The 23,570-nt window shown below is 66.6% G+C and carries 31 protein-coding genes; 24 read left to right on the top strand and 7 right to left on the bottom strand.

Translation table 11 applies throughout. From position 1 onward, the window contains the following. Positions 1-20 precede the first annotated feature (20 nt). The 17 genes from rpsE (at position 21) to BSQ44_RS16075 (ending at position 13,542) form a co-directional block, all read left to right on the top strand. Entirely contained in the window at positions 21-581 is a 561-nt protein-coding gene (gene rpsE / locus BSQ44_RS16155; protein WP_072605980.1) for a 30S ribosomal protein S5, read from the top strand. A gap of 27 nt (positions 582-608) precedes the next feature. After that, entirely contained in the window at positions 609-809 is a 201-nt protein-coding gene (gene rpmD, locus BSQ44_RS16150; RefSeq protein WP_072605978.1) for a 50S ribosomal protein L30, read from the top strand. Between the two features lie 19 nt (positions 810-828). Beyond that, positions 829-1,299 carry a 50S ribosomal protein L15 gene (gene rplO / locus BSQ44_RS16145; RefSeq protein ID WP_072605976.1) on the top strand — a complete coding sequence of 157 codons (471 nt, stop codon included), beginning with the start codon at positions 829-831 and terminating at the stop codon, positions 1,297-1,299. 126 nt (positions 1,300-1,425) lie between these two features. Continuing rightward, positions 1,426-2,766, top strand: a complete 1,341-nt coding sequence (gene secY, locus BSQ44_RS16140; RefSeq protein ID WP_072605974.1) for a preprotein translocase subunit SecY — start codon at positions 1,426-1,428, stop codon at positions 2,764-2,766. Further along, a complete protein-coding gene (locus BSQ44_RS16135) occupies positions 2,763-3,359 on the top strand; it encodes an adenylate kinase (RefSeq protein WP_072605972.1) in 597 nt (198 codons plus the stop codon). The genes secY and BSQ44_RS16135 overlap by 4 nt, the downstream gene beginning before the upstream one ends. 198 nt (positions 3,360-3,557) lie before the next feature. After that, positions 3,558-3,926, top strand: coding sequence for a 30S ribosomal protein S13 (rpsM, locus tag BSQ44_RS16130; RefSeq protein ID WP_072608108.1), 369 nt, complete (start codon positions 3,558-3,560; stop codon positions 3,924-3,926). 157 nt (positions 3,927-4,083) lie between these two features. After that, on the top strand, positions 4,084-4,473 hold the full coding sequence (gene rpsK / locus BSQ44_RS16125) for a 30S ribosomal protein S11 (RefSeq protein ID WP_072605970.1): 390 nt from the start codon (positions 4,084-4,086) through the stop codon (positions 4,471-4,473). Positions 4,474-4,579: 106 nt separating this feature from the next. After that, positions 4,580-5,590: a DNA-directed RNA polymerase subunit alpha gene (locus BSQ44_RS16120; protein WP_072605968.1), complete on the top strand. Its 1,011-nt coding sequence runs from the start codon at positions 4,580-4,582 to the stop codon at positions 5,588-5,590. Between the two features lie 44 nt (positions 5,591-5,634). Next, positions 5,635-6,066 carry a 50S ribosomal protein L17 gene (gene rplQ / locus BSQ44_RS16115; RefSeq protein WP_072605966.1) on the top strand — a complete coding sequence of 144 codons (432 nt, stop codon included), beginning with the start codon at positions 5,635-5,637 and terminating at the stop codon, positions 6,064-6,066. Between the two features lie 212 nt (positions 6,067-6,278). Beyond that, positions 6,279-7,877 (top strand): DegQ family serine endoprotease, encoded by a 1,599-nt coding sequence (locus tag BSQ44_RS16110; protein ID WP_235633251.1) that lies wholly within the window; start codon positions 6,279-6,281, stop codon positions 7,875-7,877. A gap of 4 nt (positions 7,878-7,881) precedes the next feature. After that, positions 7,882-9,201 (top strand): replication-associated recombination protein A, encoded by a 1,320-nt coding sequence (locus BSQ44_RS16105; protein ID WP_072605964.1) that lies wholly within the window; start codon positions 7,882-7,884, stop codon positions 9,199-9,201. A 99-nt stretch (positions 9,202-9,300) separates the two neighbouring features. Beyond that, a complete protein-coding gene (locus BSQ44_RS26930; protein ID WP_072605962.1) occupies positions 9,301-9,594 on the top strand; it encodes a hypothetical protein in 294 nt (97 codons plus the stop codon). 32 nt (positions 9,595-9,626) lie between these two features. Then, the gene (locus BSQ44_RS26925; RefSeq protein WP_072605960.1) at positions 9,627-10,199 is read left to right on the top strand and encodes a flavodoxin domain-containing protein; all 573 of its coding nucleotides are present in this window, start codon (positions 9,627-9,629) and stop codon (positions 10,197-10,199) included. A gap of 93 nt (positions 10,200-10,292) precedes the next feature. Then, entirely contained in the window at positions 10,293-10,670 is a 378-nt protein-coding gene (gene crcB, locus BSQ44_RS16090; protein ID WP_072605958.1) for a fluoride efflux transporter CrcB, read from the top strand. Between the two features lie 110 nt (positions 10,671-10,780). Next, positions 10,781-11,767: an RluA family pseudouridine synthase gene (locus BSQ44_RS16085; protein WP_072605957.1), complete on the top strand. Its 987-nt coding sequence runs from the start codon at positions 10,781-10,783 to the stop codon at positions 11,765-11,767. After that, complete coding sequence (locus tag BSQ44_RS16080; RefSeq protein WP_072605956.1) at positions 11,767-12,687, top strand: DMT family transporter; 921 nt, start codon at positions 11,767-11,769, stop codon at positions 12,685-12,687. Before BSQ44_RS16085 ends, BSQ44_RS16080 begins: the two co-directional genes overlap by 1 nt. A 63-nt stretch (positions 12,688-12,750) precedes the next feature. Beyond that, complete coding sequence (locus tag BSQ44_RS16075) at positions 12,751-13,542, top strand: ATP12 family chaperone protein (protein ID WP_072605954.1); 792 nt, start codon at positions 12,751-12,753, stop codon at positions 13,540-13,542. Positions 13,543-13,552: 10 nt separating this feature from the next. On the opposite strand, the gene BSQ44_RS16070 is transcribed toward BSQ44_RS16075, so the two are convergent. Both BSQ44_RS16070 and BSQ44_RS16065 read right to left on the bottom strand, forming a co-directional pair. Next, complete coding sequence (locus BSQ44_RS16070; protein ID WP_083535011.1) at positions 13,553-14,026, bottom strand: hypothetical protein; 474 nt, start codon at positions 14,024-14,026, stop codon at positions 13,553-13,555. A gap of 98 nt (positions 14,027-14,124) precedes the next feature. Beyond that, positions 14,125-14,979, bottom strand: a complete 855-nt coding sequence (locus BSQ44_RS16065; RefSeq protein WP_157894614.1) for a polysaccharide deacetylase family protein — start codon at positions 14,977-14,979, stop codon at positions 14,125-14,127. Between the two features lie 157 nt (positions 14,980-15,136). Between BSQ44_RS16065 and BSQ44_RS16060 the strand changes: the two genes are divergently transcribed. After that, entirely contained in the window at positions 15,137-15,385 is a 249-nt protein-coding gene (locus tag BSQ44_RS16060) for a ParB N-terminal domain-containing protein (RefSeq protein WP_072605948.1), read from the top strand. A gap of 10 nt (positions 15,386-15,395) precedes the next feature. On the opposite strand, the gene BSQ44_RS16055 is transcribed toward BSQ44_RS16060, so the two are convergent. Continuing rightward, the gene (locus BSQ44_RS16055) at positions 15,396-15,869 is read right to left on the bottom strand and encodes a DUF2269 family protein (RefSeq protein WP_072605946.1); all 474 of its coding nucleotides are present in this window, start codon (positions 15,867-15,869) and stop codon (positions 15,396-15,398) included. 4 nt (positions 15,870-15,873) lie between these two features. After that, positions 15,874-17,157, bottom strand: a complete 1,284-nt coding sequence (locus BSQ44_RS16050; protein ID WP_072605944.1) for an SDR family oxidoreductase — start codon at positions 17,155-17,157, stop codon at positions 15,874-15,876. Positions 17,158-17,282: 125 nt separating this feature from the next. Between BSQ44_RS16050 and BSQ44_RS16045 the strand changes: the two genes are divergently transcribed. The 5 genes from BSQ44_RS16045 to BSQ44_RS16025 all read left to right on the top strand — a co-directional run bounded on the left by BSQ44_RS16045 (position 17,283) and on the right by BSQ44_RS16025 (position 20,719). Then, entirely contained in the window at positions 17,283-17,777 is a 495-nt protein-coding gene (locus BSQ44_RS16045) for a hypothetical protein (RefSeq protein ID WP_072605942.1), read from the top strand. Between the two features lie 28 nt (positions 17,778-17,805). Then, positions 17,806-18,426, top strand: a complete 621-nt coding sequence (gene nthA / locus BSQ44_RS16040; RefSeq protein WP_072605940.1) for a nitrile hydratase subunit alpha — start codon at positions 17,806-17,808, stop codon at positions 18,424-18,426. Then, positions 18,423-19,082, top strand: a complete 660-nt coding sequence (gene nthB, locus BSQ44_RS16035; RefSeq protein WP_072605938.1) for a nitrile hydratase subunit beta — start codon at positions 18,423-18,425, stop codon at positions 19,080-19,082. Before nthA ends, nthB begins: the two co-directional genes overlap by 4 nt. Next, a complete protein-coding gene (locus tag BSQ44_RS16030) occupies positions 19,069-19,416 on the top strand; it encodes a nitrile hydratase accessory protein (RefSeq protein ID WP_072605936.1) in 348 nt (115 codons plus the stop codon). The genes nthB and BSQ44_RS16030 overlap by 14 nt, the downstream gene beginning before the upstream one ends. A 175-nt stretch (positions 19,417-19,591) precedes the next feature. Next, entirely contained in the window at positions 19,592-20,719 is a 1,128-nt protein-coding gene (locus BSQ44_RS16025) for an ATP-dependent DNA helicase (RefSeq protein ID WP_072605934.1), read from the top strand. A 1-nt stretch (position 20,720) separates the two neighbouring features. On the opposite strand, the gene BSQ44_RS16020 is transcribed toward BSQ44_RS16025, so the two are convergent. Together BSQ44_RS16020 and BSQ44_RS16015 are read right to left on the bottom strand one after the other, a co-directional pair. Then, positions 20,721-21,194: a DUF3237 domain-containing protein gene (locus tag BSQ44_RS16020; RefSeq protein ID WP_072605932.1), complete on the bottom strand. Its 474-nt coding sequence runs from the start codon at positions 21,192-21,194 to the stop codon at positions 20,721-20,723. A gap of 71 nt (positions 21,195-21,265) precedes the next feature. Then, on the bottom strand, positions 21,266-21,655 hold the full coding sequence (locus BSQ44_RS16015; protein ID WP_072605930.1) for a SpoIIAA family protein: 390 nt from the start codon (positions 21,653-21,655) through the stop codon (positions 21,266-21,268). A gap of 121 nt (positions 21,656-21,776) precedes the next feature. On the opposite strand from BSQ44_RS16015, the gene BSQ44_RS16010 reads away from it, so the two are divergent. Continuing rightward, positions 21,777-22,523, top strand: a complete 747-nt coding sequence (locus tag BSQ44_RS16010; RefSeq protein ID WP_072605928.1) for a pyridoxine 5'-phosphate synthase — start codon at positions 21,777-21,779, stop codon at positions 22,521-22,523. Positions 22,524-22,574: 51 nt separating this feature from the next. Here the strand turns inward: BSQ44_RS16010 and BSQ44_RS16005 are convergent, their stop codons facing one another. Beyond that, on the bottom strand, positions 22,575-23,465 hold the full coding sequence (locus BSQ44_RS16005; RefSeq protein ID WP_072605926.1) for an SDR family oxidoreductase: 891 nt from the start codon (positions 23,463-23,465) through the stop codon (positions 22,575-22,577). Between the last annotated feature and the right edge of the window lie 105 nt (positions 23,466-23,570).

Genomic DNA, 23,570 nt, shown 5'->3' with positions numbered 1-23,570 from the left:
AAAGAACAAGGAACCAGGATATGGCACAGGAACGCAGGGACGGCGGCCGTGGCCGCGACCGCGATGAGCGCGACGACGGGATCGTCGACAAGCTCGTTCACATCAATCGCGTCGCCAAGGTCGTCAAAGGCGGGCGGCGCTTCGGCTTTGCCGCGCTCGTCGTGGTGGGTGACCAGAAGGGCCGCGTCGGCTTCGGGCACGGCAAGGCACGCGAAGTACCTGAGGCGATCCGCAAGGCGACCGAGTCCGCCAAGCGCGAGATGATCTTCGTCCCGCTGCGCGACGGCCGCACGCTGCATCACGACGTCGCGGGCCGTCACGGCGCCGGCAAGGTGCTTTTGCGCACCGCCAAGGCGGGTACCGGCATCATCGCCGGCGGCCCGATGCGCGCCGTGTTCGAGACGCTCGGCATGCACGACGTGGTGGCGAAGTCCATGGGGTCTTCCAACCCGTACAACATGGTGCGCGCGACCTTCGACGCACTGAAGCACCAGATGCATCCGAAGGACGTCGCGTCCCAGCGCGGCATCAAGTATTCTACGCTGCAGGCGCGCCGCGGTGCCGCCGTTGCCGAAGAATAGCGCCAGCGCTGAAGAGGAACGACTGACATGGCTGACAAGAAGACGGGCAAGACCCTGACCGTCGAGCAGATCGGAAGCCCGATCCGCCGTCCGGCCGAGCAGCGTGCGACGCTGATCGGCCTTGGTCTCAACAAGATGCATCGCCGCCGGACGCTGGAGGATACGCCTTCGGTCCGCGGTATGATCGCGAAAGTTCAACACCTCGTCCGCGTCGTGGACGAGGCTTGATCGACGCGGGAGAAAGACAATGAAACTCAACGAATTGCGCGACCGCGAAGGCGCGACCCATTCGAAGAAGCGTCTCGGCCGCGGTATCGGATCCGGTTCGGGCAAGACCGGCGGACGCGGCGTCAAGGGCCAGAAGGCCCGTTCGGGCGTCGCGATCAACGGCTTCGAGGGCGGCCAGATGCCGCTCTATCGGCGCCTGCCGAAGCGCGGCTTCAAGAACATCTTCGCCAAGGACTTCAACATCGTCTCGCTCGGCCGCATCCAGACCGCGATCGATGCGGGCAAGCTGGACGCATCGGCCACCATCACCGCCGATACGCTCGTCGAGGCCGGCGTGCTGCGCCGTGCCAGGGACGGCGTGCGCCTCCTGTCCGACGGAGACCTGAAGGCGAAGCTGAGCTTCGACGTCGCGGGCGCGTCCAAGGGCGCGATCGAGAAGGTCGAGAAGGCCGGCGGTTCGGTCAAGCTTCCGGAAAAGGCCGCGAAGTAGCGCGACCGGCGAGCGGCGGAGCGACCGTCGCTTGCATGTCTGATGGTCGGAGCCTATTTCGGGGCTTCGCAGATGCGCGCCGCCCCCACGGGCGGCTCGTCTGCGTCACGAAGCGGAGAATTCTTCATGGCATCTGCTGCTGAGCAACTCGCCTCCAATCTGAATTTTGCGGCTTTCGCGAAAGCGGAAGACCTCAAGAAGCGGATATGGTTCACGCTCGGTGCGCTGCTGGTCTATCGTCTCGGTACCTACATTCCGATTCCCGGCATCAATCCGGACGCGTTCGCACAGGCCTTCGAGCAGCAGTCGGGCGGTGTGCTCGGCATGTTCAACATGTTCGCGGGCGGCGCCGTCGAGCGCATGGCGATTTTCGCGCTCGGCATCATGCCTTACATTTCCGCCTCGATCATCATGCAGCTCATGACGTCGGTAATCCCGACGCTCGAGCAGCTGAAGAAGGAAGGCGAGCAGGGCCGCAAGGTCATCAACCAGTACACGCGCTACGGCACCGTGCTGCTGGCGACCGTCCAGGCCTACGGCATCGCCGTGGGGCTGGAGAGCGGCGCCGGAATCGTCACCGATCCGGGCTGGTTCTTCAAGATGTCGGCGGTCATCACGCTGGTCGGCGGCACCATGTTCCTGATGTGGCTCGGTGAGCAGATCACCGCCCGCGGTATCGGCAACGGCATTTCGCTCATCATCTTCGCCGGCATCGTCGCGGGGCTGCCCTCCGCACTCGGCGGAACGCTCGAACTCGGCCGCACCGGCGCGCTGTCGACGGGCATCATCCTCGCCATCATCGTTCTGGCGATCGCGGTGATCGGGCTCATCGTCTTCTTCGAGCGCGCCCAGCGACGGCTTTTGATCCAGTATCCGAAACGCCAGGTCGGCAACCGGATGTTCCAGGGCGACACGTCGCACCTGCCGCTGAAGCTGAACACGGCCGGCGTCATCCCGCCGATCTTCGCATCGTCGCTCCTGCTTCTGCCTGCCACGCTGGCCGGTTTCTCGAACACGGAGAACCTTCCGGGCTGGGCGAGTGGCGTGCTGGCCACGCTCGGCCATGGCCAGCCGCTCTACATGATCCTCTACGCCTCGCTGATCGCGTTCTTCGCGTTCTTCTACACGGCGATCGTGTTCAATCCGAAGGACACGGCCGACCAGTTGAAGAAGCATTCGGGTTTCATCCCGGGCTACCGGCCCGGCGAGCGCACGGCCGAGTACATCGACTACGTCTTGACCCGCATCACGGTCGTGGGCGCCATCTACCTGGTCCTGGTCTGCATGCTGCCTGAGTTCCTGATCTCGGCGACGGGCGTGCCGTTCTACCTTGGTGGCACTTCGCTTCTGATCGTGGTGAGTGTAACGCTCGACACGGTGGCGCAGGTCCAGGGTCATCTGATCGCGCATCAGTACGAGGGGCTGATCAAGAAGTCGAAGCTCCGCGGAGGAAAGAGGGGACGATGAGGCTGATACTGCTCGGACCGCCGGGGGCGGGGAAGGGGACGCAGGCGCAGCGACTGGTCGAAACGCACGTCATTCCGCAACTCTCCACCGGAGACATGCTGCGCGCCGCGGTCAAGGCGCAGACGGAAGTCGGCAAGAAGGCCAAGGCCGTCATGGACGCCGGCGAACTCGTGTCGGACGATATCGTCAACGCGATCGTCTCCGAGCGGATCGACGCGGACGATTGCGCGCGCGGCTTCATCCTGGACGGCTATCCGCGCACACTGGCGCAGGCCGACGCGGTCGAGGAAATGCTGCGGCAGAAGGGGCTAGGGCTGGACGTGGCGATCGAACTCGTCGTCGACGACAAGGCGCTGGTCGGCCGCATCGCCAAGCGCGCTGCCGAGACCGAAGCCGCCGGACTGCCCGTCCGCAAGGACGACAATCCGGCGATCTTCGAGGAGCGGCTGCGCGAGTACTACAAGAAGACCGCGCCGCTGATCGGCTACTACCATGCCAAGGGACTCCTGACCGGGGTCGACGGCATGGCGGAGATGGATGCCGTGACGGCATCGATCGAGAACATCCTCGACGGTGTCACGCGCAAAAACTGACGCGGCACAGTTGACGGGGCGGACGCGCTGGACTATAGCGCCACGTCTCCCAACCAGACCTGCCGTCGGATGGGCCTTTGTGGCGCGTCCGCGGCTTTCAATGGGAAACCCCGCAGGGGCCGGCCTCCACCGGACGCGGGAACCTTGAATGCGCCGACCGGTCTCGCGACGATTCCGGCGGCCCAAATGGAGAAGAAGATGGCCCGTATAGCAGGCGTCAACATACCGACCAACAAGCGCGTCGTCATCGCGCTGCAGTACATCCACGGCATCGGCTCGAAGTTCGCCCAGGAGATTGTCGAGAAGGTGGGCATCCCGGCCGAGCGCCGCGTGCACCAGCTGACCGACGCCGAGGTGCTGCAGATCCGCGAGACCATCGACCGCGACTACCAGGTCGAGGGCGATCTTCGCCGCGAGACCTCGATGAACATCAAGCGCCTGATGGACCTCGGCTGCTACCGCGGCCTGCGCCATCGTCGTTCGCTGCCGGTCCGCGGCCAGCGCACGCACACCAACGCCCGTACCCGCAAGGGTCCGGCGAAGGCCATCGCCGGCAAGAAGAAGTGATTTAGGGGAGTGTGGGAGTAGGGCAGTACGGGAGTAGGGCAAACGGTCGGCGGAGCATTTTCGCCTTACTGCCTTACTCCGCTACTGCCCTACTCCCCTTCCTCCTGGTGTAGCCGCTGGCATTACGGCGGCGTCGATATCGTACGAAAGGAAAGACATGGCCAAGGAAGCCGCACGCGTTCGCCGTCGCGAACGCAAGAACATCTCGTCGGGCGTCGCGCATGTGAGCTCGACCTTCAACAATACCATGATCACCATCACCGACGCGCAGGGCAACACGATTGCCTGGTCGTCGGCCGGCGCGCAGGGCTTCAAGGGTTCGCGCAAGTCGACCCCGTTCGCCGCCCAGATCGCCGCCGAGGATTGCGCCAAGAAGGCGCAGGAGCACGGCATGCGCCAGCTCGAGGTCGAGGTTTCCGGTCCGGGGTCGGGCCGTGAGTCGGCACTTCGCGCGCTGCAGGCCGCCGGCTTCACGATCTCCTCGATCCGCGACGTGACGCCGATCCCGCACAACGGATGCCGGCCGCGCAAGAAGCGCCGCGTCTGACGATACTCTCATCAAAGACTGTAAGAGCGCCCGCCGGGCGCTCCTCTGCGGTTTCCAGATCGCCCGGCACGATTGGATGGTGTCGGGGAAACGGAAGGAAAAACGCATGATCCAGAAAAACTGGCAGGAACTGATCAAGCCGAACAAGATCGAGTTCTCTTCCAAGAACAAGACGATGACGACGCTGGTGGCCGAGCCGCTGGAGCGCGGCTTCGGCCTGACCCTCGGCAACGCGCTTCGCCGCGTGCTTCTGTCGTCGCTGCGCGGCGCGGCGGTGACCGCAGTGCAGATCGACGGCGTTCTGCACGAGTTCTCCTCGATCCCCGGCGTACGCGAGGATGTCACCGACATCATCCTCAACATCAAGGAAATCGCCATCAAGATGGAAGGCGACGGTCCCAAGCGCATGGTCGTGCGCAAGCAGGGCCCGGGCGCCGTCACGGCGGGCGATATCCAGACGGTGGGCGACGTCGCGATCCTCAACCCCGACCACGTGATCTGCACGCTGGACGAGGGCGCGGAGATCCGCATGGAGTTCACGGTCGACACCGGCAAGGGCTACGTGCCGGCCGAGCGCAACCGCGCCGAGGACGCGCCGATCGGTCTCATTCCGGTCGACAGCCTCTATTCGCCGGTCAAGAAGGTCTCCTACAAGGTCGAGAACACCCGCGAGGGACAGGTCCTCGACTACGACAAGCTGACCATGACGATCGAGACCGACGGTTCTATCACCGGCGAAGATTCGATCGCGTTCGCGGCCCGCATCCTGCAGGACCAGCTCGGCCTCTTCGTGAACTTCGAGGAGCCGCAGAAGGCACAGCCGGAAGAGTCGGTCACCGAACTCGCCTTCAACCCGGCGCTGCTCAAGAAGGTGGACGAACTGGAGCTTTCGGTTCGTTCGGCCAACTGCCTGAAGAACGACAACATCGTCTACATCGGCGACCTCATCCAGAAGACCGAGGCCGAGATGCTGCGCACTCCCAACTTCGGCCGCAAGTCGCTCAACGAGATCAAGGAAGTTCTCGCGGCGATGGGCCTGCACCTCGGAATGGAGGTTCAGGACTGGCCGCCGGAAAACATCGAAGACCTCGCCAAGCGTTACGAAGATCAGTACTGAGCGCCATCGAGCCTCGGTCAAAAGGAAGTTGAAGGAGAAAGCTCATGCGCCATGGACGTTCCGGCCGCCGGCTGAACCGCACATCGAGCCACCGTAAGGCCATGTTCACCAACATGGCCGCCTCGCTCATCGAGCATGAGCAGATCACCACGACCCTGCCGAAGGCCAAGGAGCTTCGCCCGATCGTGGAGAAGCTGGTGACGCTCGGCAAGCGCGGCGATCTGCATGCCCGCCGCCAGGCGATCGCGCAGGTCGGCAGCGCCGTGCTGGTGAAGCGCCTGTTTGACACGATCGCGCCCCGCTACGCGGAGCGCAATGGCGGCTACCTGCGCATCATGAAGGCGGGCTACCGCTTCGGTGACAACGCAGCACTCGCCGTCATCGAGTTCGTCGATCGCGACACCTCGGCCAAGGGTGCCGCCGATCGCGCCCGCGCCGAGGCAGAAGACACGAACGAGGAAGCCGAGGCGGCATAAGTCGTTTCGCGCCACGTCGGGATTTCCGGAAGGCGGGCCGCATAGGCCCGCCTTCGTCGTTTCAGCCATTGCGCGCTCCGGCTGCGGTGATGGCGCAATGAATTTCGGCCGCCGCACCCAGCGTTTAGCCAAGCCGCCTGCTGGCACCGGAGCCTTTCAATTCCCACATTGTCGGCGATAAAGAACCTGGATCCACAGGCGGAGAGAATCGCATGGGCGGACGGATGATGGGTTTGGCGCGCGGAGCGCTGTCGGCGCTCGTGATCGTTGCCGGCGGGCTTGCGCTGCCGGCACAGGCGCAGGAGGGCCTGCGTGGCTTCCTCGAGGACCTGCTGCCCTTCATCGGAGACGAGCACAAGCCCGCGCCAGCACCGGATACCGCGCAGCCGCCGCAAGCCGCGCCCGCTCCGGAGGCGGTGCCGGACGCGCCGATCGCCAAGGCGCCCGCGCCGCTGGCACCCTCGGAACCGCTGCCGCAGGCGGGTGAGCCCGGACGTCGCGTGCCGTTCGGACGCGGCGAGATCCAGCTATCCTTTGCGCCGCTGGTCACGCAGACCGGCCCCGCGGTGGTCAACGTCTACGCCAAGCAGCAGGTGAGGGCCCGCTCGCCCTTCGCTGGCGATCCGTTCTTCGAGCAGTTCTTCGGGCGGCAGATGCCGCCGCGCGTCCAGTCCTCGCTGGGGTCGGGCGTGATCGTCGATCCGTCCGGCATCATCGTCACCAATTTCCACGTCATCCGCGACGCCGACGAGGTGAAGGTGGCGCTTGCCGACGGGCGCGAGTTCGAAAGCCGCATCCTGCTGAAGGATGAGTCTCTCGATCTCGCGGTGTTGAAGATCGAAAGCGACGACGCCTTCCCGGTCATCGGCATCGGCGATTCCGACGCGCTCGCGGTCGGCGACCTGGTGCTTGCCATCGGCAATCCCTTCGGCGTCGGCCAGACCACGACCAGCGGTATTGTCTCGGCTTTGGCGCGAAACCATGTCGGCATCTCCGATTTTGGCTTCTTCATCCAGACCGACGCCGCGATCAATCCGGGCAATTCCGGCGGAGCGCTGATCGACATGTCCGGCAATCTGGTCGGCATCAACACCGCGATCTTCAGCCGCTCGGGCGGATCGATCGGCATCGGCTTCGCCATTCCCTCCAACATGGTCCGCGCCGTGGTCGAATCGGCCAGGCAGGGCGGCGACGCCTTCGAGCGGCCCTTCGTCGGGGCGGAGTTCGACGCCGTCACGGCGCAGATCGCGGAAGCGCTTGGCATGGCACGGCCGCGCGGCGCGATCGTGACCTCATTGTTCGAGGGCGGGCCGGCGGAAAAGGCCGGGCTGGCGCCTGGCGACGTGGTGCTGACGCTCAACGGCGCGCCGATCCAGCACGTCGACGCGCTCGGCTACCGACTGGCGACGCAGCCGATCGGCTCCACGGTGACCTTCGACGTCCTGTCGAAGGGCAAGGAGCGGCAGATCGAGGTGGAACTCGTCAGGGCGCCCGAAGGCGCCAATGAGACGATCGTCGATATCCCCGGCGACAGCCCCTTCGCGGGCGCCAAGGTCGCGGAACTGTCGCCGCGGCTCGCCCAGCGCCTGCGCATGCCGGGTTCGGCCAGCGGCGTCGTCATGGTCGACGTGCCGCGCGGCACGCCCGCCGCGCAGTTCGGCTTCAGGCCACGCGACATCGTGCGCGAGGTCAACGGCGAGACAATAGACACCCCGCAGACGCTGGAGAAGGTCGCGATGACAAAGTCACGCTGGTGGCGCTTCACCATCGAGCGCGACGGCAATCTGCTCCAGCAGATGCTGCGTTACTGACCCCGTGGCCGACCTCTTCGCCCGCGACGAGCCGACGCGGCCCCAGCCGGGCAGGCCGCTCGCCGATCGTCTGCGGCCGGCGACGCTGCCGGAGGTCGTCGGCCAGGAGCATCTGACCGGGGAAGACGGCGTGCTGACGCGCATGATCCGCGGCGGGTCGCTGGGCTCCATGATCTTCTGGGGACCGCCGGGCACCGGCAAGACCACCGTTGCGCGGCTGCTCGCGGGGGAGACCGGGCTCGCCTTCGAGCAGATCTCGGCGATCTTTTCAGGCGTGGCGGACCTGAAGAAGGTGTTCGAGACGGCGCGCATGCGGCGCTCGAACGGCCGACAGACACTGCTCTTCGTCGACGAGATACACCGCTTCAACCGTGCTCAGCAGGACAGCTTCCTGCCGGTGATGGAAGACGGGACGGTGACCCTCGTCGGGGCTACGACGGAAAATCCGTCCTTCGAATTGAACGCTGCGCTGTTGTCCCGTGCCCGGGTGCTGGTGTTCCATTCGCTGTCGCCGGAGACCATCGGGCGGCTGCTCGAACGCGCCGAGAAGACCGAGGACCGACTGCTGCCGCTCGACGAGGAGGCGCGCGCGGTGCTGATCCGCATGGCCGATGGCGACGGGCGGGCTTCGCTGACGCTGGCGGAAGAAGTTTGGCGCGCTGCTAAGCCGGGCGAGACTTTCGATGCCGAGGCACTGCAGCGCGTGGTGCAGCGGCGCGCGCCGATCTACGACAAGAGCCAGGACGGGCACTACAATCTGATCTCGGCGCTGCACAAGTCGGTGCGCGGCAGCGATCCCGATGCCGCGCTCTACTATCTCGCGCGCATGTTCGACGCCGGCGAGGACCCACTCTATCTCGGACGGCGGCTGGTGCGGATGGCGAGCGAGGACATCGGGCTTGCCGATCCGCAGGCGCTGGTCATCGCCAATGCGGCCAAGGACGCCTACGACTATCTCGGCTCGCCGGAAGGCGAACTGGCGCTGGCGCAGGCCTGTGTCTACCTTGCCACCGCGCCGAAATCGAACGCGGTCTACACCGCCTTCAAGGCCGCGACGCGCGCGGCCAAGGAACACGGCTCGCTGATGCCGCCCAAGCACATCCTCAATGCGCCGACCAAGCTGATGAAGGCCGAGGACTACGGCTCGGGCTACGAATACGACCACGACGCGCCGGATGCTTTTTCCGGCCAGGACTATTTTCCCGAGAAGCTCGGGCGGCAGCAGTTCTACGATCCGCCGGACCGCGGGTTCGAGCGGGAATTGCGCAAACGGCTGGATTACTGGGCAAAGCTCAGGCGCGAGCGCGCGGCGCCGGAAAAGTGACGTCGGCGGGGCCGCATCGCGCAGAGTCTTGATTCTCGTCAAGGCGCGGGACCGACAGGACGCGCATGCTTCTTTCGAACCGAAGGAGGCAGACACGCCGTGCAGACATCCCGAATCCTCATCCTCCTCGCCACCTGCTGCACACTCGCCGCGCCTGTCGCGGTCCATGCGCAGTCCGAAAATCCTGCCTGGCTCGACGAGCTGGCGCGGCAGATCGCCGATCAGGAACAGTGCGAGGTCGGCTTTTACATCTTCATCGACGAACAGAAGCTCGGCGGGCGGGAAACCCTCCAGGCGAAGCTGCAATGCGTCGACGGCCGCCAGTTCGACGCCTCGCGCGTCGAGCCTGCGACAGAGTTCGAGATTTCGGAGTGCGGCACGCGGGTCTGCTGATTCCCATCCCGAGCGATCAAAGGAGTAGCGACATGCACGTCCTCGTCATCTACGGAACGGTTGAAGGCCATACGCGCAAGATCGCGCGCAACGTCTCGTCCACGGTCCAGAGCCTCGGCCACCAGACCACTGTCTTCGATGCCGGTGATCTCGGCGACGTCGATCTCGATATCGCCGACGCCGTCATCGTCTGCGCACCGGTCCACATCGGCGCCTATCCCACCGCCATCGCGCACTGGCTGAAGGCGAAAGCGGCACGACTGTCGACGCTGCCCGGCGCCTTCGTCTCGGTCTCGCTCGCGGCCGCGTCGCCGTTCCCGGAAGAACATGCCGAGATCCAGAAGATCACCGAGGCGCTGTTCGAGCGCACCGGCTGGCGGCCGCGCATGGTGCACCAGGCGGGCGGCGCACTGCGCTACCCGCAGTGCGATTTCTTGAAGCGGCTCCTGATGAAGCACATCGCCTACAAGGAAGGCGGCCCCACCGACGTGACTAAGGACCACGAGTTCACCAACTGGAACGCGCTCGCGGCCTTTGTGGAAGGCTTCATCGGCGATTGCGCCCAAACAGCGGGTGCCGCGGCGAAGGAGAAGAGCCCGGCCTGATCCCGCCGGACGCCGTCTGCCGCCGGACTCGTGCGCCCGGCATGGATGCGCTAAGACCGCCGCATCGCCAACCGGTCGCGAGGGTCTCAACCGATGAAGGAAATCGCGCTCGTCGCGGCGGGCGGCGCCATCGGCGCTTCGCTGCGCCATCTCGCCGGGGCCGCGATGCTTCGCATTGCCGGCATGTCCTTTCCGTGGGGAACGCTGACGGTCAACATCGTCGGTTCCTTCGTCATGGGCGTCTTCATCGAACTTCTGGTGCGGCGCTTCGGGACGTCCAACGAGTTGCGGCTCTTTGTGGCGACCGGCGTGCTCGGCGGCTTCACAACTTTCTCGGCCTTCTCGCTCGACGTCGCGGTGCTGTGGGAACGCGGTGCGAGCGGCCATGCTGTAGCATACGTGGCCGCGAGCGTTATCGGCGCGATCGCGGCTCTCTTCGCCGGATTGTGGCTCATCCGCGCCGTGGCCTGATGACTCCGGGGCAGGGCTCCCGAAAAGGCGTTTTGCATTCTGTCTCCCGCTGAACTATCCAGACCGCGCGCCGTGGCGGTTTTTTCACGCACATGTGCGGCAGGAGTTACATGACGGGCATCCAGCAGATCAGCGTCGAACCGGGCGAAGCGGGCATGCGGCTCGACCGCTGGTTCAAGACGCATTTTCCGGGCCTCGGGTTCGGCCATCTGCAGAAGCTGCTGCGGTCGGGCCAGATCCGGGTCGATGGCGGCCGTGCCAAGTCCGATACGCGCGTGGAGCCAGGGCAGGTCATCCGCATTCCTCCCATCGGCGTCGATCGCAAGGGTGACGTTCCGCTGACCGGCAAATCGATCCGCGGCCAGGACGACGGCGAGGTGCTCGCCAAGATGCTGCTGCACGAGGACGACAAGGTGTTCGTCTTCAACAAGCCCTCCGGCCTGGCGGTTCAGGGCGGGTCGGGCGTGTCGCGGCATGTCGACGACATGCTGGAAGCCTGGCGCAACAAGAAGGGCGAGAAGCCGCGCCTCGTCCACCGCCTCGACCGCGACACCTCGGGCGTGCTCGTCGTCGCGCGCACCCGCCTCGCCGCCATGAAGCTGGCGGAAGCCTTCCGTGGACGCGACGCGAAGAAGACCTATTGGGCGCTGGTGAAGGGCGTGCCGAAGAAGCGCGAGGACAAGATCTCGACCTGGCTGGTCAAGGAGCAGACGCCGGATGGCGATCGCGTGCGCGTCGCCAAACATGGCGAGCCGGGCGCCGACCATGCGGTCTCCTTCTACCGCGTCCTCGAGCAGGCGGGCCAGACGCTGTCCTGGCTGGAGATGGAGCCTCATACCGGCCGCACCCACCAACTGCGCGTCCACGCAGCCCACATCGGCTGCCCGATCATCGGCGACCCGAAATACTTCGAGGCGGATACCAACTGGGATTTTCCGGGCGGTGTCCAGAACCGGCTGCACCTGCACGCGCGCCGCATCGTCATCCCGCATCCCGACCGGGGCGTGATCGACGTGACCGCGCCGCTGCCGCCGCACATGCGCCAGAGCTGGAACCTGATCGGCCTCGACGATGCGAGCGCGGGAGAGACGAGCTAGTGAGCGCGGTGGCGCATGGGCTCGACCGCCGCGACGCGATCGACACGGCCGCGGCCCTCCTGATGATCGGCCTCACCTTCTCGTGGGGTCTCAACGGCGTTGCCGTGAAGCTCGCCAACGACGGGTTCAGCCCGGTGCTGATCTCGATTGCCCGCTCGTCGATCGCGGCGCTCTGCGTCTTCGCCTGGTGTCGCTGGCGCGGCATCGCGCTGTTCGAAAGGGACGGAACGCTTGGGGCGGGTCTCCTCGCCGGCGCGCTTTTCGGAATCGAGTTCGTTCTGATCTTCTGGGGCCTTGATTTCACGACCGTCGCCCGCAGCGCGCTGATGATCAACACGATGCCTTTCTGGGTGCTCCTGGGGGCGCATTTCATGCTCGGCGAGCGGATGTCGCTGCTCAAGCTCGTCGGCACCGCGCTCGCCTTCGGCGGCGTCGCGCTCGTCTTTTCCGACCGGCTCAGCCTTCCCGATCCCGAGGCCTTGAAGGGCGATGCGATGTGCCTCGCCGCCGGTATTGCATGGGCGGCGACCATCATCGTCATCAAGCGTTCGAAGCTTTCCAGCGCCAGCGCGGAAAAGACGCTGCTCTACCAGCTCGCGGTCTCGGCGGTCATCACCGTGCCGCTTCTGGCCGTGTCCGGCCCGGCGATCCGCGATCCGGACGCGGTCTCGACCTCGGCGCTGCTGTTCCAGGCGGTCTTCATCGTCGCTTTCACCTACCTGCTCTGGTTCTGGCTGATGCGGCGCTATCCGGCCGGCGGCCTGTCGAGCTTTGCCTTCCTGACGCCGGCGTTCGGCGTGCTGATGGGGGGACTGCTGCTCGACGAGCCGCTCAGCCTGCGCATCTTCATTGCCCTTGGCCTGATCGCGGTGGGGCTCGTCATCGTCAACCGGCCGGCCCGCCGGATACCGCCGGCTTGAACGGCGCCGTCGGGTGCCTACCTCCGGCACGACCTTCCAATCATTTCGACCACGGCACGGCCCATGCGTGACATTCTGAACGACCTCGAAGCCAGTTTCCTGTCCGATCCGGACCCGATGAAGCGCGCGCAGAAGCAGATGCGCCAGCCGCGGCCCAAGCGCTTCTACAAGGAGGCGCGGGTCGGGCAGTCGGAGGGCGGCTTTGCAGTGCATCTGGACGGCAAGCCGATACTGACGCCGGGCAGGACTATGGTCCTCCTATCCACCGAGCCCGCCGCGCGGCTGGTGGCGGAGGAGTTCGAAAGACAGGCGGAAGAGATCGATCCGCCGACCATGCCGGTGACCCGGCTGGTCAACACCACCATCGACGGCGTCGCCAGGGAGCCGGATGCGGTGCTGGAGGACATCCTGCGCTACGCGTCGTCCGATCTCCTGTGCTACCGCGCCGAAGGGCCGGAACGCCTGGTGGCGCTGCAGGCCGAGGCCTGGGACCCGGTGCTCGACTGGGCGCGCAACAGCCTCGGCGCGCGGCTCTACCTTGCCGAGGGCGTCATCCACGTCGAGCAGCCGCGCGAGGCGATCGCGGCATTGGGCGTGCATCTGAGGATGGCCGCCGAACCCTTCCGGCTCGCCTGCCTGCATGTGATGACGACGCTCACCGGATCGGCGCTTCTGGCCCTTGCCGTCGACGCGGGCGAGATCGACGTCGAGCAGGCCTGGAAGGCTGCTCACGTCGATGAGGACTGGACCATCGAGCACTGGGGCGAGGATGCGGAGGCCGCCGCCGCCCGTCGCGACAGGCAGCGCGATATGGTCGCCGCCTATGCGTTGCTCACGGCGCTGCGCCAGGCCTAGAAGGTGGCCGTCACTCCGGCATCTGCGGCGGGGCGAAGACGATCCAAGGGGTCTTCGGCGTCTCGCCCGGCGCGAGGTATTCCGGAGCTGGCTCGCCGGGTTCGCCGAGCGATTTGATGTAGCGGAAAAGCGAGCGCAGCTCGAATTCAGTCATGTAGTGGAGGTTGAACCAGGGCATGGGCGGCCGGGTCTCCAGCGTCTTAGCGAAGTCGAGGAAAGCGTCCTCGGACATCGGTTCGACGGTCAGGAGCAGATTGGTCGGGTAGGTGGTGCCCCAGGGCCCCATGAACCCGACGGGACTGCCTTTGAGCGCCATCGACGGGTCGATCTGCCCGCCCGTTTCGGCAAAACCCTGCGTGTGGCAGTCATGGCATCCGCCGATGCGCGAAACGCGCAGGCCCGCCTCGACCGAAGGTTCTTCCGCGTGCACGGGAACGAGAAGCGTACCGGCCCAAAGCCCGGCCGCAAGCCAACGTCGCAGCATTTCCATTTCCTCCAAGCGCGGACGATCCCGGCAGGCGCAAGGAAATCTCTGCGCGAGACCGCCGTCAAGCGGCGTCGGTGGAAGTGGTTTCCGTTTCGTCAGGCCGGCGGTTCGGCGGGCGCGCCGGCGATCAGCAGACCGCCGCCACCGCGTGCGGGAACCAGATGCACGACCTTGTAGCCGCGCGCCTTGAGGTCCGCCAGAAGGCCGGGCAGCATTGAGACGGTGCGGGCGTGGATGTCGTGGAACAGCACGATGCCGGAGCCGCGCTCGGTGATGCGCGACAGCGCCCTTGCCCGCAGCGGCTCGGAACCGGTCTTGAAGTAGTCCTTGGAATCGATGTCGGCGTCGATCACCACCACATTGCGCGCGGCGAGGTTCGCGCGCAGGGCGGCGGTCTCGGCCAGATATGGGAAGCGGAAGAATGGCGCCGGTCGCAGCCCGGCAGGCTTCAGCGCCGCCGCGACGCTGTTCTGGCCGGCCAGGATCTGCGCCATCGCCCGGTCGCTGCCGAGACTGGCGAGGTTGGAATGGTTCTGCGTGTGGGTGCCGACGGTGTGGCCTCGCTCGGCGACCTTGCGGGCGATGGCGGGATAGGCGTTCGCCATCTGGCCGACCATCAGGAAGGTGGCCTTGACGCCGTAGTCGTCGAGCGCGCGCAGGATCTTTTCGGTCTTGCCGGGCATCGGGCCGTCGTCGAACGTCAGCACGATCTCCCTGGGGCCGAGGCGGATGTCAGAGATGCGCTCGACCCTGATGGTGCGTCCGGCAAGTCCGCCGACCGGGATCGGCAGCTGGTCCGGGCGGAGCATGGCGACCTGCGGCGCGAGTTCTTCGCCAACCGGGCGCTGGCGTTCGGGCGCAAAGGCGAGTGTCGGCGGGGCATCGCCCGCGACCTTGGTCGGCGCGCTGGCGCAGCCGGCAAGAGCCGCGGCAAGGAGAACGGAACTCACGACACAAGCCACGCTACGCATTCGAACACCCGGACAGAACCAAACCCGGGCGGATTGTTGCCGATCGCGGTTAATGCGAGCCTAATGTGCGTTTTGTGTTTACCATGGCCGTGAACCGGACGCCGTCGGCAGGCCGGGCGAGGGAATGCGAGGACGGATGCTGCGGATACAGAAGGTTGCCATCGAGACGATCTACATTCCCACCCAGCGCCGCAAGACGTTGCATCCGGACACGGTGCGGGTTTTGGCGGAGGACATCCTGGAGAATGGCATGAAGGTGCCAATCCAGGTCCGCAAGGACGGCGTTCGCCACGTGCTGGTGGAAGGCCTTCACCGGCTGGAAGCCGCGAAGTGGCTGGGCGAGACGGAGATCGACGCCTATCTCGTCCAGGCACGGCGGCACTGAGCCGGGCATCTTACCAAAGCGCTACAGCGGGCCGGTTGAGCATCAGCCAGAATATCGCGGCGACGCTGAAGAATGCCGGGAAGCCGAAGGCGAACCACACGCGGTAGAGCCGGAAGTAGGCGGGCGGGAGCGCTTCTCCGGCACTTGCTGCACGACGGGCGAGGTCGCGCAGGCGAAGCTGGATGAAGACCACCGGCAGCCAGAAGAGCCCGGTCACGGCGTAGAGGGCAAGGGACAGGACGATCCATCCCTCCGAGAGCGGCCATCCGACGACGAGAGCGAGCCAGGCGCCGGTGATCGGCTGAAGGACCACCGCCGTCGCCGTGAACAGCGCGTCGGCGACCACCACGGTCCCCGCGACATGGGCGATCGTGGCCGCGTCGCGCGTGCGGTGCGCCATGACCATGAAGAAGGCGATGCCGGCTCCCGTGCCGAAGAGCACGGTCGCGCCGATGACGTGGACGAAGCGAAGAACCTCTTCCAAAGGATCACCGCTCCTCGAGGATGGCGAGCGCCACGAGCGCCAGCACGATGGAAGGAAACACCTTGACCAGCGGGCCGAGCGGTTCGAGCCACAGTTCCGGCGTCAGCGCGGTGGCCGCCAGAAGGTAGATGACGGAAAGCCCGATCATGCCCTTCAAGGCCGCCGATGCAAAGCGCCGGACCACGGCGCCCACACCCAGAAGAATGTCCGCCAGGCTCGTCGTCAGCGTCACGACGGCGGCCGCCGCCGGCGGGAATCCAGCTGCGGAAAGCTGACCCGCCGAAGCCGACCAGCCGGCGAGCGCGATGACGCCCGAGGCGATCCAGAAGGCGGCGACCGTACCGAAGACGAGGGGCTTGGCGAGATAGAGGCGGGCGAACCAGAGGTCCTGGACGCCCGCCGGGTTGATGGCGAGCGTCTCCGCCAGCGTTGCCAGCCTGTCGTCGGCAGTCTCGGTGTCGCCCGTCACGCCGCCCCGGGCGACCAGCATGGCCGTCGATCGCAGCGGCGAACGCCAGCCGAGCCGGCCCAGCAGATCGGCGATGAGCGAGGTCGATCCGGCGATGACGGCGGGAACATGGAGCACCGGGGCTTCCGGCAGTCCGAGCCAGCGTCGATGGAGGGAGACGGCTTGCGCCAGCGTCAGGGTCTCGCCGGCGGCAAGGTAGAGGTCGCTTCCCGATGCCATAGTCCCGTCGAGCGAATCTGCCACGGCTGAGACGAGGTCGTCCATCGACAGAAATTGCATCGGGGTCTCGGCGTGGACGAGCGGCGTGACGCGCGGAAACGCGGCCAGCGCGCGCAGGAGCGCCGATCCGCCATAGGCGTTGCGCCCGATCACGACCGCGGGGCGCAGGATGACGAACGGTATGCCCGATGCCTTCAAGGCGTCGTCTGCCCGGCGCTTCGTGGCGAGGAAGGGCGTTCCGCCGCCGCTGCCTCCCGTGCGGGCGGAAACCTGGACAATCATGCGGAGCCCCGCCGGTGCGGCAGCTTCGTAGAGCGCCCGCATCGCCCGTTCCTGGACCTTCGCTACGTCGTCGCGGGCGGTGTCCTGCAGCACGCCGGCGCAATTCACCACCGCGTCGAACCCCTTCAGCATTGCGATCCAGGCGTCGGGCGTCGCCAGGTCGACGAGGTCGGCGGCGATCCAGTCGATGCGCGGCAGCCGCCGGGACGCTGCCTCGACGTCGCGGGCGAGGGCGGCAACTGCATGCCCCCGGTCCGACAGCGCCTTGGCGACCGCAATGCCGATGAAACCGCTGCCGCCGAGAATCAGGATCCGCATCGGGCAAGACTAGGCGAGGCTCGATCGTGGGCGCAAACACGGCTGCGGCAGTTGCGTCCGCAATCGTTCTGGTCAGCCGGTGCGCGGAAGGATAATGTGCAACTTCCGCCTGGACGGATCGAGCCATGCTGAACCAGTTCACCCTCCCGCGCCTTGTCGGCGCAAGCATCGCGATTCTCGCGGTCCTGCTCGTCGCGGGCTGGTTGACGCGCGAAGATCTGGCATCGAAACCCTACCTGAAAGTCATGGGCAGCGGCTTCATGTTCAACTACCGCGTCGCCGACGTCTACTACGGCTTCACAGCCATCGTGCAGCGGCCGCTGCCGACGGGCTCGATCATCGAGGCAGCCTTCGAGGATCCCGCAGGCGGGGCCGAACATGTGGTGCGGACGCGGGTCGGGACCGACACGAACCGCTATTCGCTGCGCTCGCCGCCGGTTCGCGGCGTCGAGAAGGACAGGCCCTACACGGTCGCCATCCGGGTATTGGACCGGGAGGAGAAGCAGGTGCTGTGGCGCGACCAAGTGAGTGTGAAGTCGCAGATCAGCGACACGGTGGTGCCCAAGGAGCCACTGACGGTCGGTCCCGGCTACGCGCTCAACCCCAACCCGGGTGGATGAAAGCGCCTCGCGCTGCTACGGATCGGCCATGAGCAAAAACGACGACCATCATCATCACGACAACGAACTGGACCCGATGGCCGCGCGGGTAAAGGCGCTGGAGACGATCCTGACCGAGAAGGGCCTGATCGATCCCGCCGCGATCGACGCCATCTTGGAGACCTACGAGACCAGGGTCGGACCGCGCAACGGCGCCCACGTCGTTGCCAGGGCCTGGAGCGATCCGGGCTTCGCCGAATGGCTGCGCACTGACGCGACGGCGGCCATCGCCTCGCTCGGTTACACCGGCCGCCAGGGCGAGCATATGCAGGCGGTCTTCAATTCGCCCGAGCGGCACAACCTCGTCGTCTGCACGCTCTGCTCCTGCTATCCGTGGTCCGTGCTCGGCCTGCCGCCCGTCTGGTACAAGGCGCCGGCCTATCGCAGCCGCGCGGTGATCGACCCGCGCGGCGTGCTGGCGGAGTTCGGGGTGGAACTGGCCGCCGATCGCGAAATCCGCGTGTGGGATTCGACGGCGGAACTGCGCTACCTCGTGGTGCCCGAACGCCCCGCCGGCACCGAAGGGTGGGACCGGGAACGGCTCGCCGGACTGGTGACGCGCGATTCCATGATCGGCACCGGGCTCGCCAAAACGCCGGAGGCGGCATGAACGGGCCGCAGGATCTCGGCGGCCAGATGGGTTTCGGCCCCGTCGCGCCCGAAGTCGACGAGCCGATCTTTCACGGGTACTGGGAAAAGCGCGCGCTCGGTGTGACGCTCGCAGCCGGCGCGATGGGCGCCTGGAACATCGACGAGACCCGGAACGCGCGCGAGAGCCTGCATCCGGCCGAGTACTACTCCTCGAGCTACTACGCCATCTGGATCAAGGCGCTGGAAGTCTTGCTGCGCCGCCACGGCTTCGTCTCGGACGAGGAATTGCAGGAGGGCAGGGCGCTCGTCGCGGGTGCCACTCCCAAACGGATCCTGAAGGGGGCGGAGGTCGCGGCCGTGCTGGCGCGCGGCGGACCCTGCGACCGGGAGGTGTCGTCAGAGCCGAGGTACCGCGCCGGCCAGCGCGTCCGGGCGCGCAACATGCACCCGCAGGGCCATACGCGGCTGCCGCGCTACGTGCGCGGCCATGTCGGCACCGTCGAGGCGGTGCGCGGCGGCTTCGTCCTGCCCGACACCAACGCCCACGGCCTCGGCGAAAACCCCGAATGGGTCTACACCGTCGTCTTCGACGGGCGGGATCTGTGGGGCGACGACGGCGACCCGACGCTGACAGTCAGCGTCGACGCCTGGGAGAACTATCTTGAGCCGGCCTGATCCGGCGATGCCGCCGGGCGGCGACGATCCCGTCTTCGCAGAGCCTTGGCAGGCGCATGCATTCGCCATGGTCGTGGCACTGCACGAACGCGGCCTGTTCACCTGGGCGGAATGGGCTACCGCCCTTTCGGCCGAACGGGCGCGGGGGGACGCGGACCCACACGGGCAGGACTACTACGCGCACTGGCTCGCCGCGCTGGAGCGGCTTCTGGCGGACAAGGACGTAGCGGGCGCGCCGGAGGTCATAGCGCTGGCCGAGGCGTGGCAGCGCGCCGCGCACGCGACCCCGCATGGCAAGCCGATCGAGCTGGACAACGATCCATTGCGCGGTTGAAGATGGGCTCTGGAGTGTTCTCCACAGCCCATGCGGGTCGTCAGCCGCCCCTTGTTTCTATCGTGGCCAAACGCTTGGCATCCCTCTCCTCTACACGGGCAGTGACATTGCCCGGACGGATCTTGCGAAAGGCGGCTCTCTTGCGCATCCCCCGCGAATCCTGTCTCTCCGGCTGATGGAATTCTCTCCGCAGCAGGATGCCGCGCTGAAGGCGGTGGCGCGCTGGCTGAAGGCAGGCCGGCCGCAGATCTTCCGCCTGTTCGGTTATGCCGGCACCGGCAAGACGACGCTGGCGCGCCATTTCGCCGAGCATGTCGACGGGCAGGTCCAGTTCGCGGCCTTCACCGGCAAGGCCGCGCAAGTCTTGCGCTCCAAGGGCGCGACCAACGCGCGCACGATCCATTCGCTGATCTACCGCCCCAAGGGCGAGGAGGCGATCTCGGACGAGGCGACCGGCCGGACCTCCATATCGCCGACCTTTTCGCTCAATCGCCAGAGCCCGATCTCGCGCGCCAGCCTGGTCGTCGTCGACGAATGTTCGATGGTGGACGAGCAACTCGGCCGCGACCTGATGACCTTCGGCACACCGATCCTGGTGCTCGGCGACCCGGCGCAGCTGCCGCCGATCTCGGGCGGCGGCTTCTTCACCGAACACGAACCCGATGTCCTGCTCACCGAGATCCACCGGCAGGCGCGCGACAACCCCATCATCCGGCTGGCGCTCGACGTTCGCGAGGGCCGCGAGTTCATGAAGGGTGACTACGGCACCGCGCAGGTGATTGGGCGCGAGGACGTGAACCAGGAACTGGTGCTGGCGGCGGACCAGGTGCTGGTCGGTACCAACCGCACGCGGCGGCGCTACAACATGCGGCTGCGCGAGCTGAAGGGGTTCACCTCGTCGCTGCCGCAGGCGGGCGACAAGCTGGTGTGCCTGCGCAACGACCCCGCCAAGGGGCTGCTCAACGGCTCGCTGTGGAAGGTGATGACGGCCTCCCGCGAAACGGTGAAGCCGGGCATCAACCTGCTGGTCTCGCCGGAGGAGGACGATCCGGACCGCGGCGTGTCGAAGATCAAGTTGCTCAAGGCCGCCTTCGAGGATCCGGACGCCGAGATCCCCTGGCAGCAGAAGAAGCGCTTCGACGATTTCGATTACGGCTACGCCCTGACCGTCCACAAGGCGCAGGGTTCGCAGTGGAACGACGTCGTGCTGTTCGACGAGAGCTTCGCCTTCCGCGACATGCGCGAACGCTGGCTCTACACCGCGATCACCCGCGCGGCGGAACGGCTGACGATCGTGCGATAGATCACGTCACAACGTAGACGCGGATCGAAACTTCGGTCGAGGTGAACCGGCAGGTGGCCACGAAGATGTTGTCCGAGAGCCAGCCATGGTGGCCGGCCGGCGCGTCGAACACCGGAGCCGTGCGGAAGTAGTACGCTCCGGGACCGACGGGTTCATCGGCATCGAGCCGCCGGATCACTTCGGGAGGTGCCCGGAACAGTCCCTTGTTGAGGACATAGATCGGCGTCCCGTCGTCGGCCTCGATTGCGTAGTGCGCCTCCACAATGGACGAGCCATCCGGTCGTACCCGCTCATAGTCGGCGCCGCCGGGAACGACACGCCCGGAAAGACCGGGGCCTGAAACCGTGCCGCCGGTTATTGGGATGATGCGGCGATGCCCGTCCCGCCCCGGCCCACCGTCCAGCGGGACCGCGATTTTCGCGCGGATCTCGAACGAGAACTCCAGCCCGATTTCGGCCGACCCGCCGTCATCCATCGGCTCCTCCACCGCTTCGCGGGGCGGCGGCGGATGGCCGTCTCATGGAAATAATCTCGTGGGCGAGGAACTCAGGCTGCATCCAGCCACGCCCACGCCTCGGCCTCCTCGTCGAGGGCGAAGTGCCTCATCTCCACCGACAGGAACGGCTTGAAGAACCCCATTGCCGCGCTCATCCAGCCGGGACCGCCGACGACGGCATAGCGCCGGATATGCTTCAGCGCGTGCGCCTTGCCGGACAGCGTGGATTTCCTCAACGCCGCGCTCCAGTCGAAGCCCTCGAATTCCCGCACGACGACCAGGACGTCGATCCGGTCGTGCAGTTCGTATGCGGCCTCCAGCAAGCCGAACATGTTCTCGATGTCGGACGCGGTGATGTGGCCGGTGATCTCGAAGCCAAAGGCGTCGTCGCGGCCGGTCTCCATCCTGCGGATGTGCGGAGGATTGTCGTGAACGATCATTCGGCGCCCCCGGTCGATCTGCCGTCTTCCTGTCCACCCCGCAAGCGGGGGCTGGACCTGTGCCTTTTCATGTGAGCCATGATACGCGTTCGCCCGCAAGTATGGAATGACAGGCCCGCCAATGTCCGCCAAGCTCTCCGTGAACCTCAACGCCGTCGCCATGCTGCGCAACCGCCGCGACCTGCCGTGGCCGAGCGTCACGAACCTCGGCCGCATTGTGCTCGAAGCCGGCGCACACGGGCTGACGGTGCATCCCAGGCCCGACCAGCGCCACATCCGCTTTTCCGACCTGCCGCATCTCAGGGCGCTGATCGACGATGAGTTCCCGCAGGCCGAGTTCAACATCGAGGGCTATCCGAGCGAGGATTTCCTCGATCTGGTCGAGCGCAGCGAGCCCGAACAGGTGACGCTGGTGCCCGACGATCCGGCGCAGGCGACGTCGGACCATGGCTGGCCGTTCGAACGGCAGGGCAATTTCCTGCGGCCGGTCGTGGCGCGTCTGAAGAAGGGCGGCATGCGGGTGTCTTTGTTTTGCGATCCCGACGCATCGGAAGCCGAGATCGCGGCGGCGCGCGACACGGGCGCCGACCGCGTGGAGCTCTACACCGGCCCCTATGGCGGTTCATACGATGATTCCGCTAAGGCGGCCATCGAGCTGGAAAAGCTCGCAAAAACCGCCGCGCTGGCGCGCGCGGCGGGCCTCGGCGTCAATGCCGGCCACGACCTGACAGTCGACAACCTCCCTGCGCTGGCGCGCGCTGTGCCGAACCTCGCCGAGGTCTCCATCGGCCACGGGCTGACCGCGGACGCGCTGGAGTTCGGCATGGCCGAGACGGTGCGGCGGTTCCTGGCGGCGCTCCAGAGCTGACCGAAATGCCCATGGGCCGGCCGCGAACGGCGGCCGGCGAGTGACGCGCGTTCAGCCGGCGAGGACGCCCCGGTTCGCCTCGAGCCACGCCTTCAGCGGCGAGGGCTCGCGTCCCGTCAGCCGTTCGACGTCCTGGGTCACGGTGCCCAGCACGCCTGCGCGGGTCGCCGCTTCGAGCGACACGATCAGCGGAATGGCCGGTTCGGGCAGGCCGGCGGCCTTCAGGCCTTCGGCGAGCTGCTCGTCGGTCAGGTTCACCACGGCGATCGGTTTGCCGAGCACCTCGCCGGCCATTGCCGCGATCTCTCCATTGGTGAAGGCTTGCGTGCCCGACAGCGTGTAGGTGGCGTTACCGGCATCCGGTCGGGCGAGGCCGGCGGCGATCGCACGCGCGATGTCGTCGCGCAGGATGTAGGATGTCCGGCCTTCGCCGGCCGAGGTGTACCAGTTGCCGGACGCGAGGGCGGCGGGCAACGATCGCATCAGGTTCTCGTGGTACCAGCCGTTGCGGAAAATCGAATGCGGGATGCCGCTCGCCCGGATGGCGTTTTCGGTCCCGTGATGGTCCGACGCGAACAGGACCGGATTGCCGGGTTCGGGGGAGGGCATCGAGGTGTAGGCGATGCGCCCGGCGCCGGCCGCCTTCGCCGCGGAAACGGCTGCGAGGTGCTGCCGGAGGCGCAGGCCGGGCGTCAGCACGTCGTCGGTGGAGACGATGAGGACGGTGTCCGCTCCGGCGAAGGCGCGCGTCAGCCCGGCCTCTTCGTCGAAGCTGCCGGCGCGCACGTCCACCCCCCGCCCGGCGAGCGCCGACAGCTTGGCCGGATCGCGCGTCACGGCGACGACGCGGGCGGGCGCGACGCCCTCGGTCTCGAGGAGATGGCGGATGACGGCGCCGCCGAGCTGGCCGGAGGCGCCGGTGACGAGAATCTTGTCTGACATGGATCGGGTTCCTGCATTGGGATTTCGTGGTGGTCTCCAAACGAGAGCAGGGCTAAAATAGTCAGCGCCCGGCGGCGGTAAAGAAGGCAGTTTCGGCTCGGGTAG

The sequence above is a fragment of the Aquibium oceanicum genome (genome assembly GCF_001889605.1).
GTDB lineage: Bacteria > Pseudomonadota > Alphaproteobacteria > Rhizobiales > Rhizobiaceae > Aquibium > Aquibium oceanicum.
Note: the sequence above shows the minus strand (reverse complement) of the source record. Positions and strands in the feature narration are given on the sequence as shown.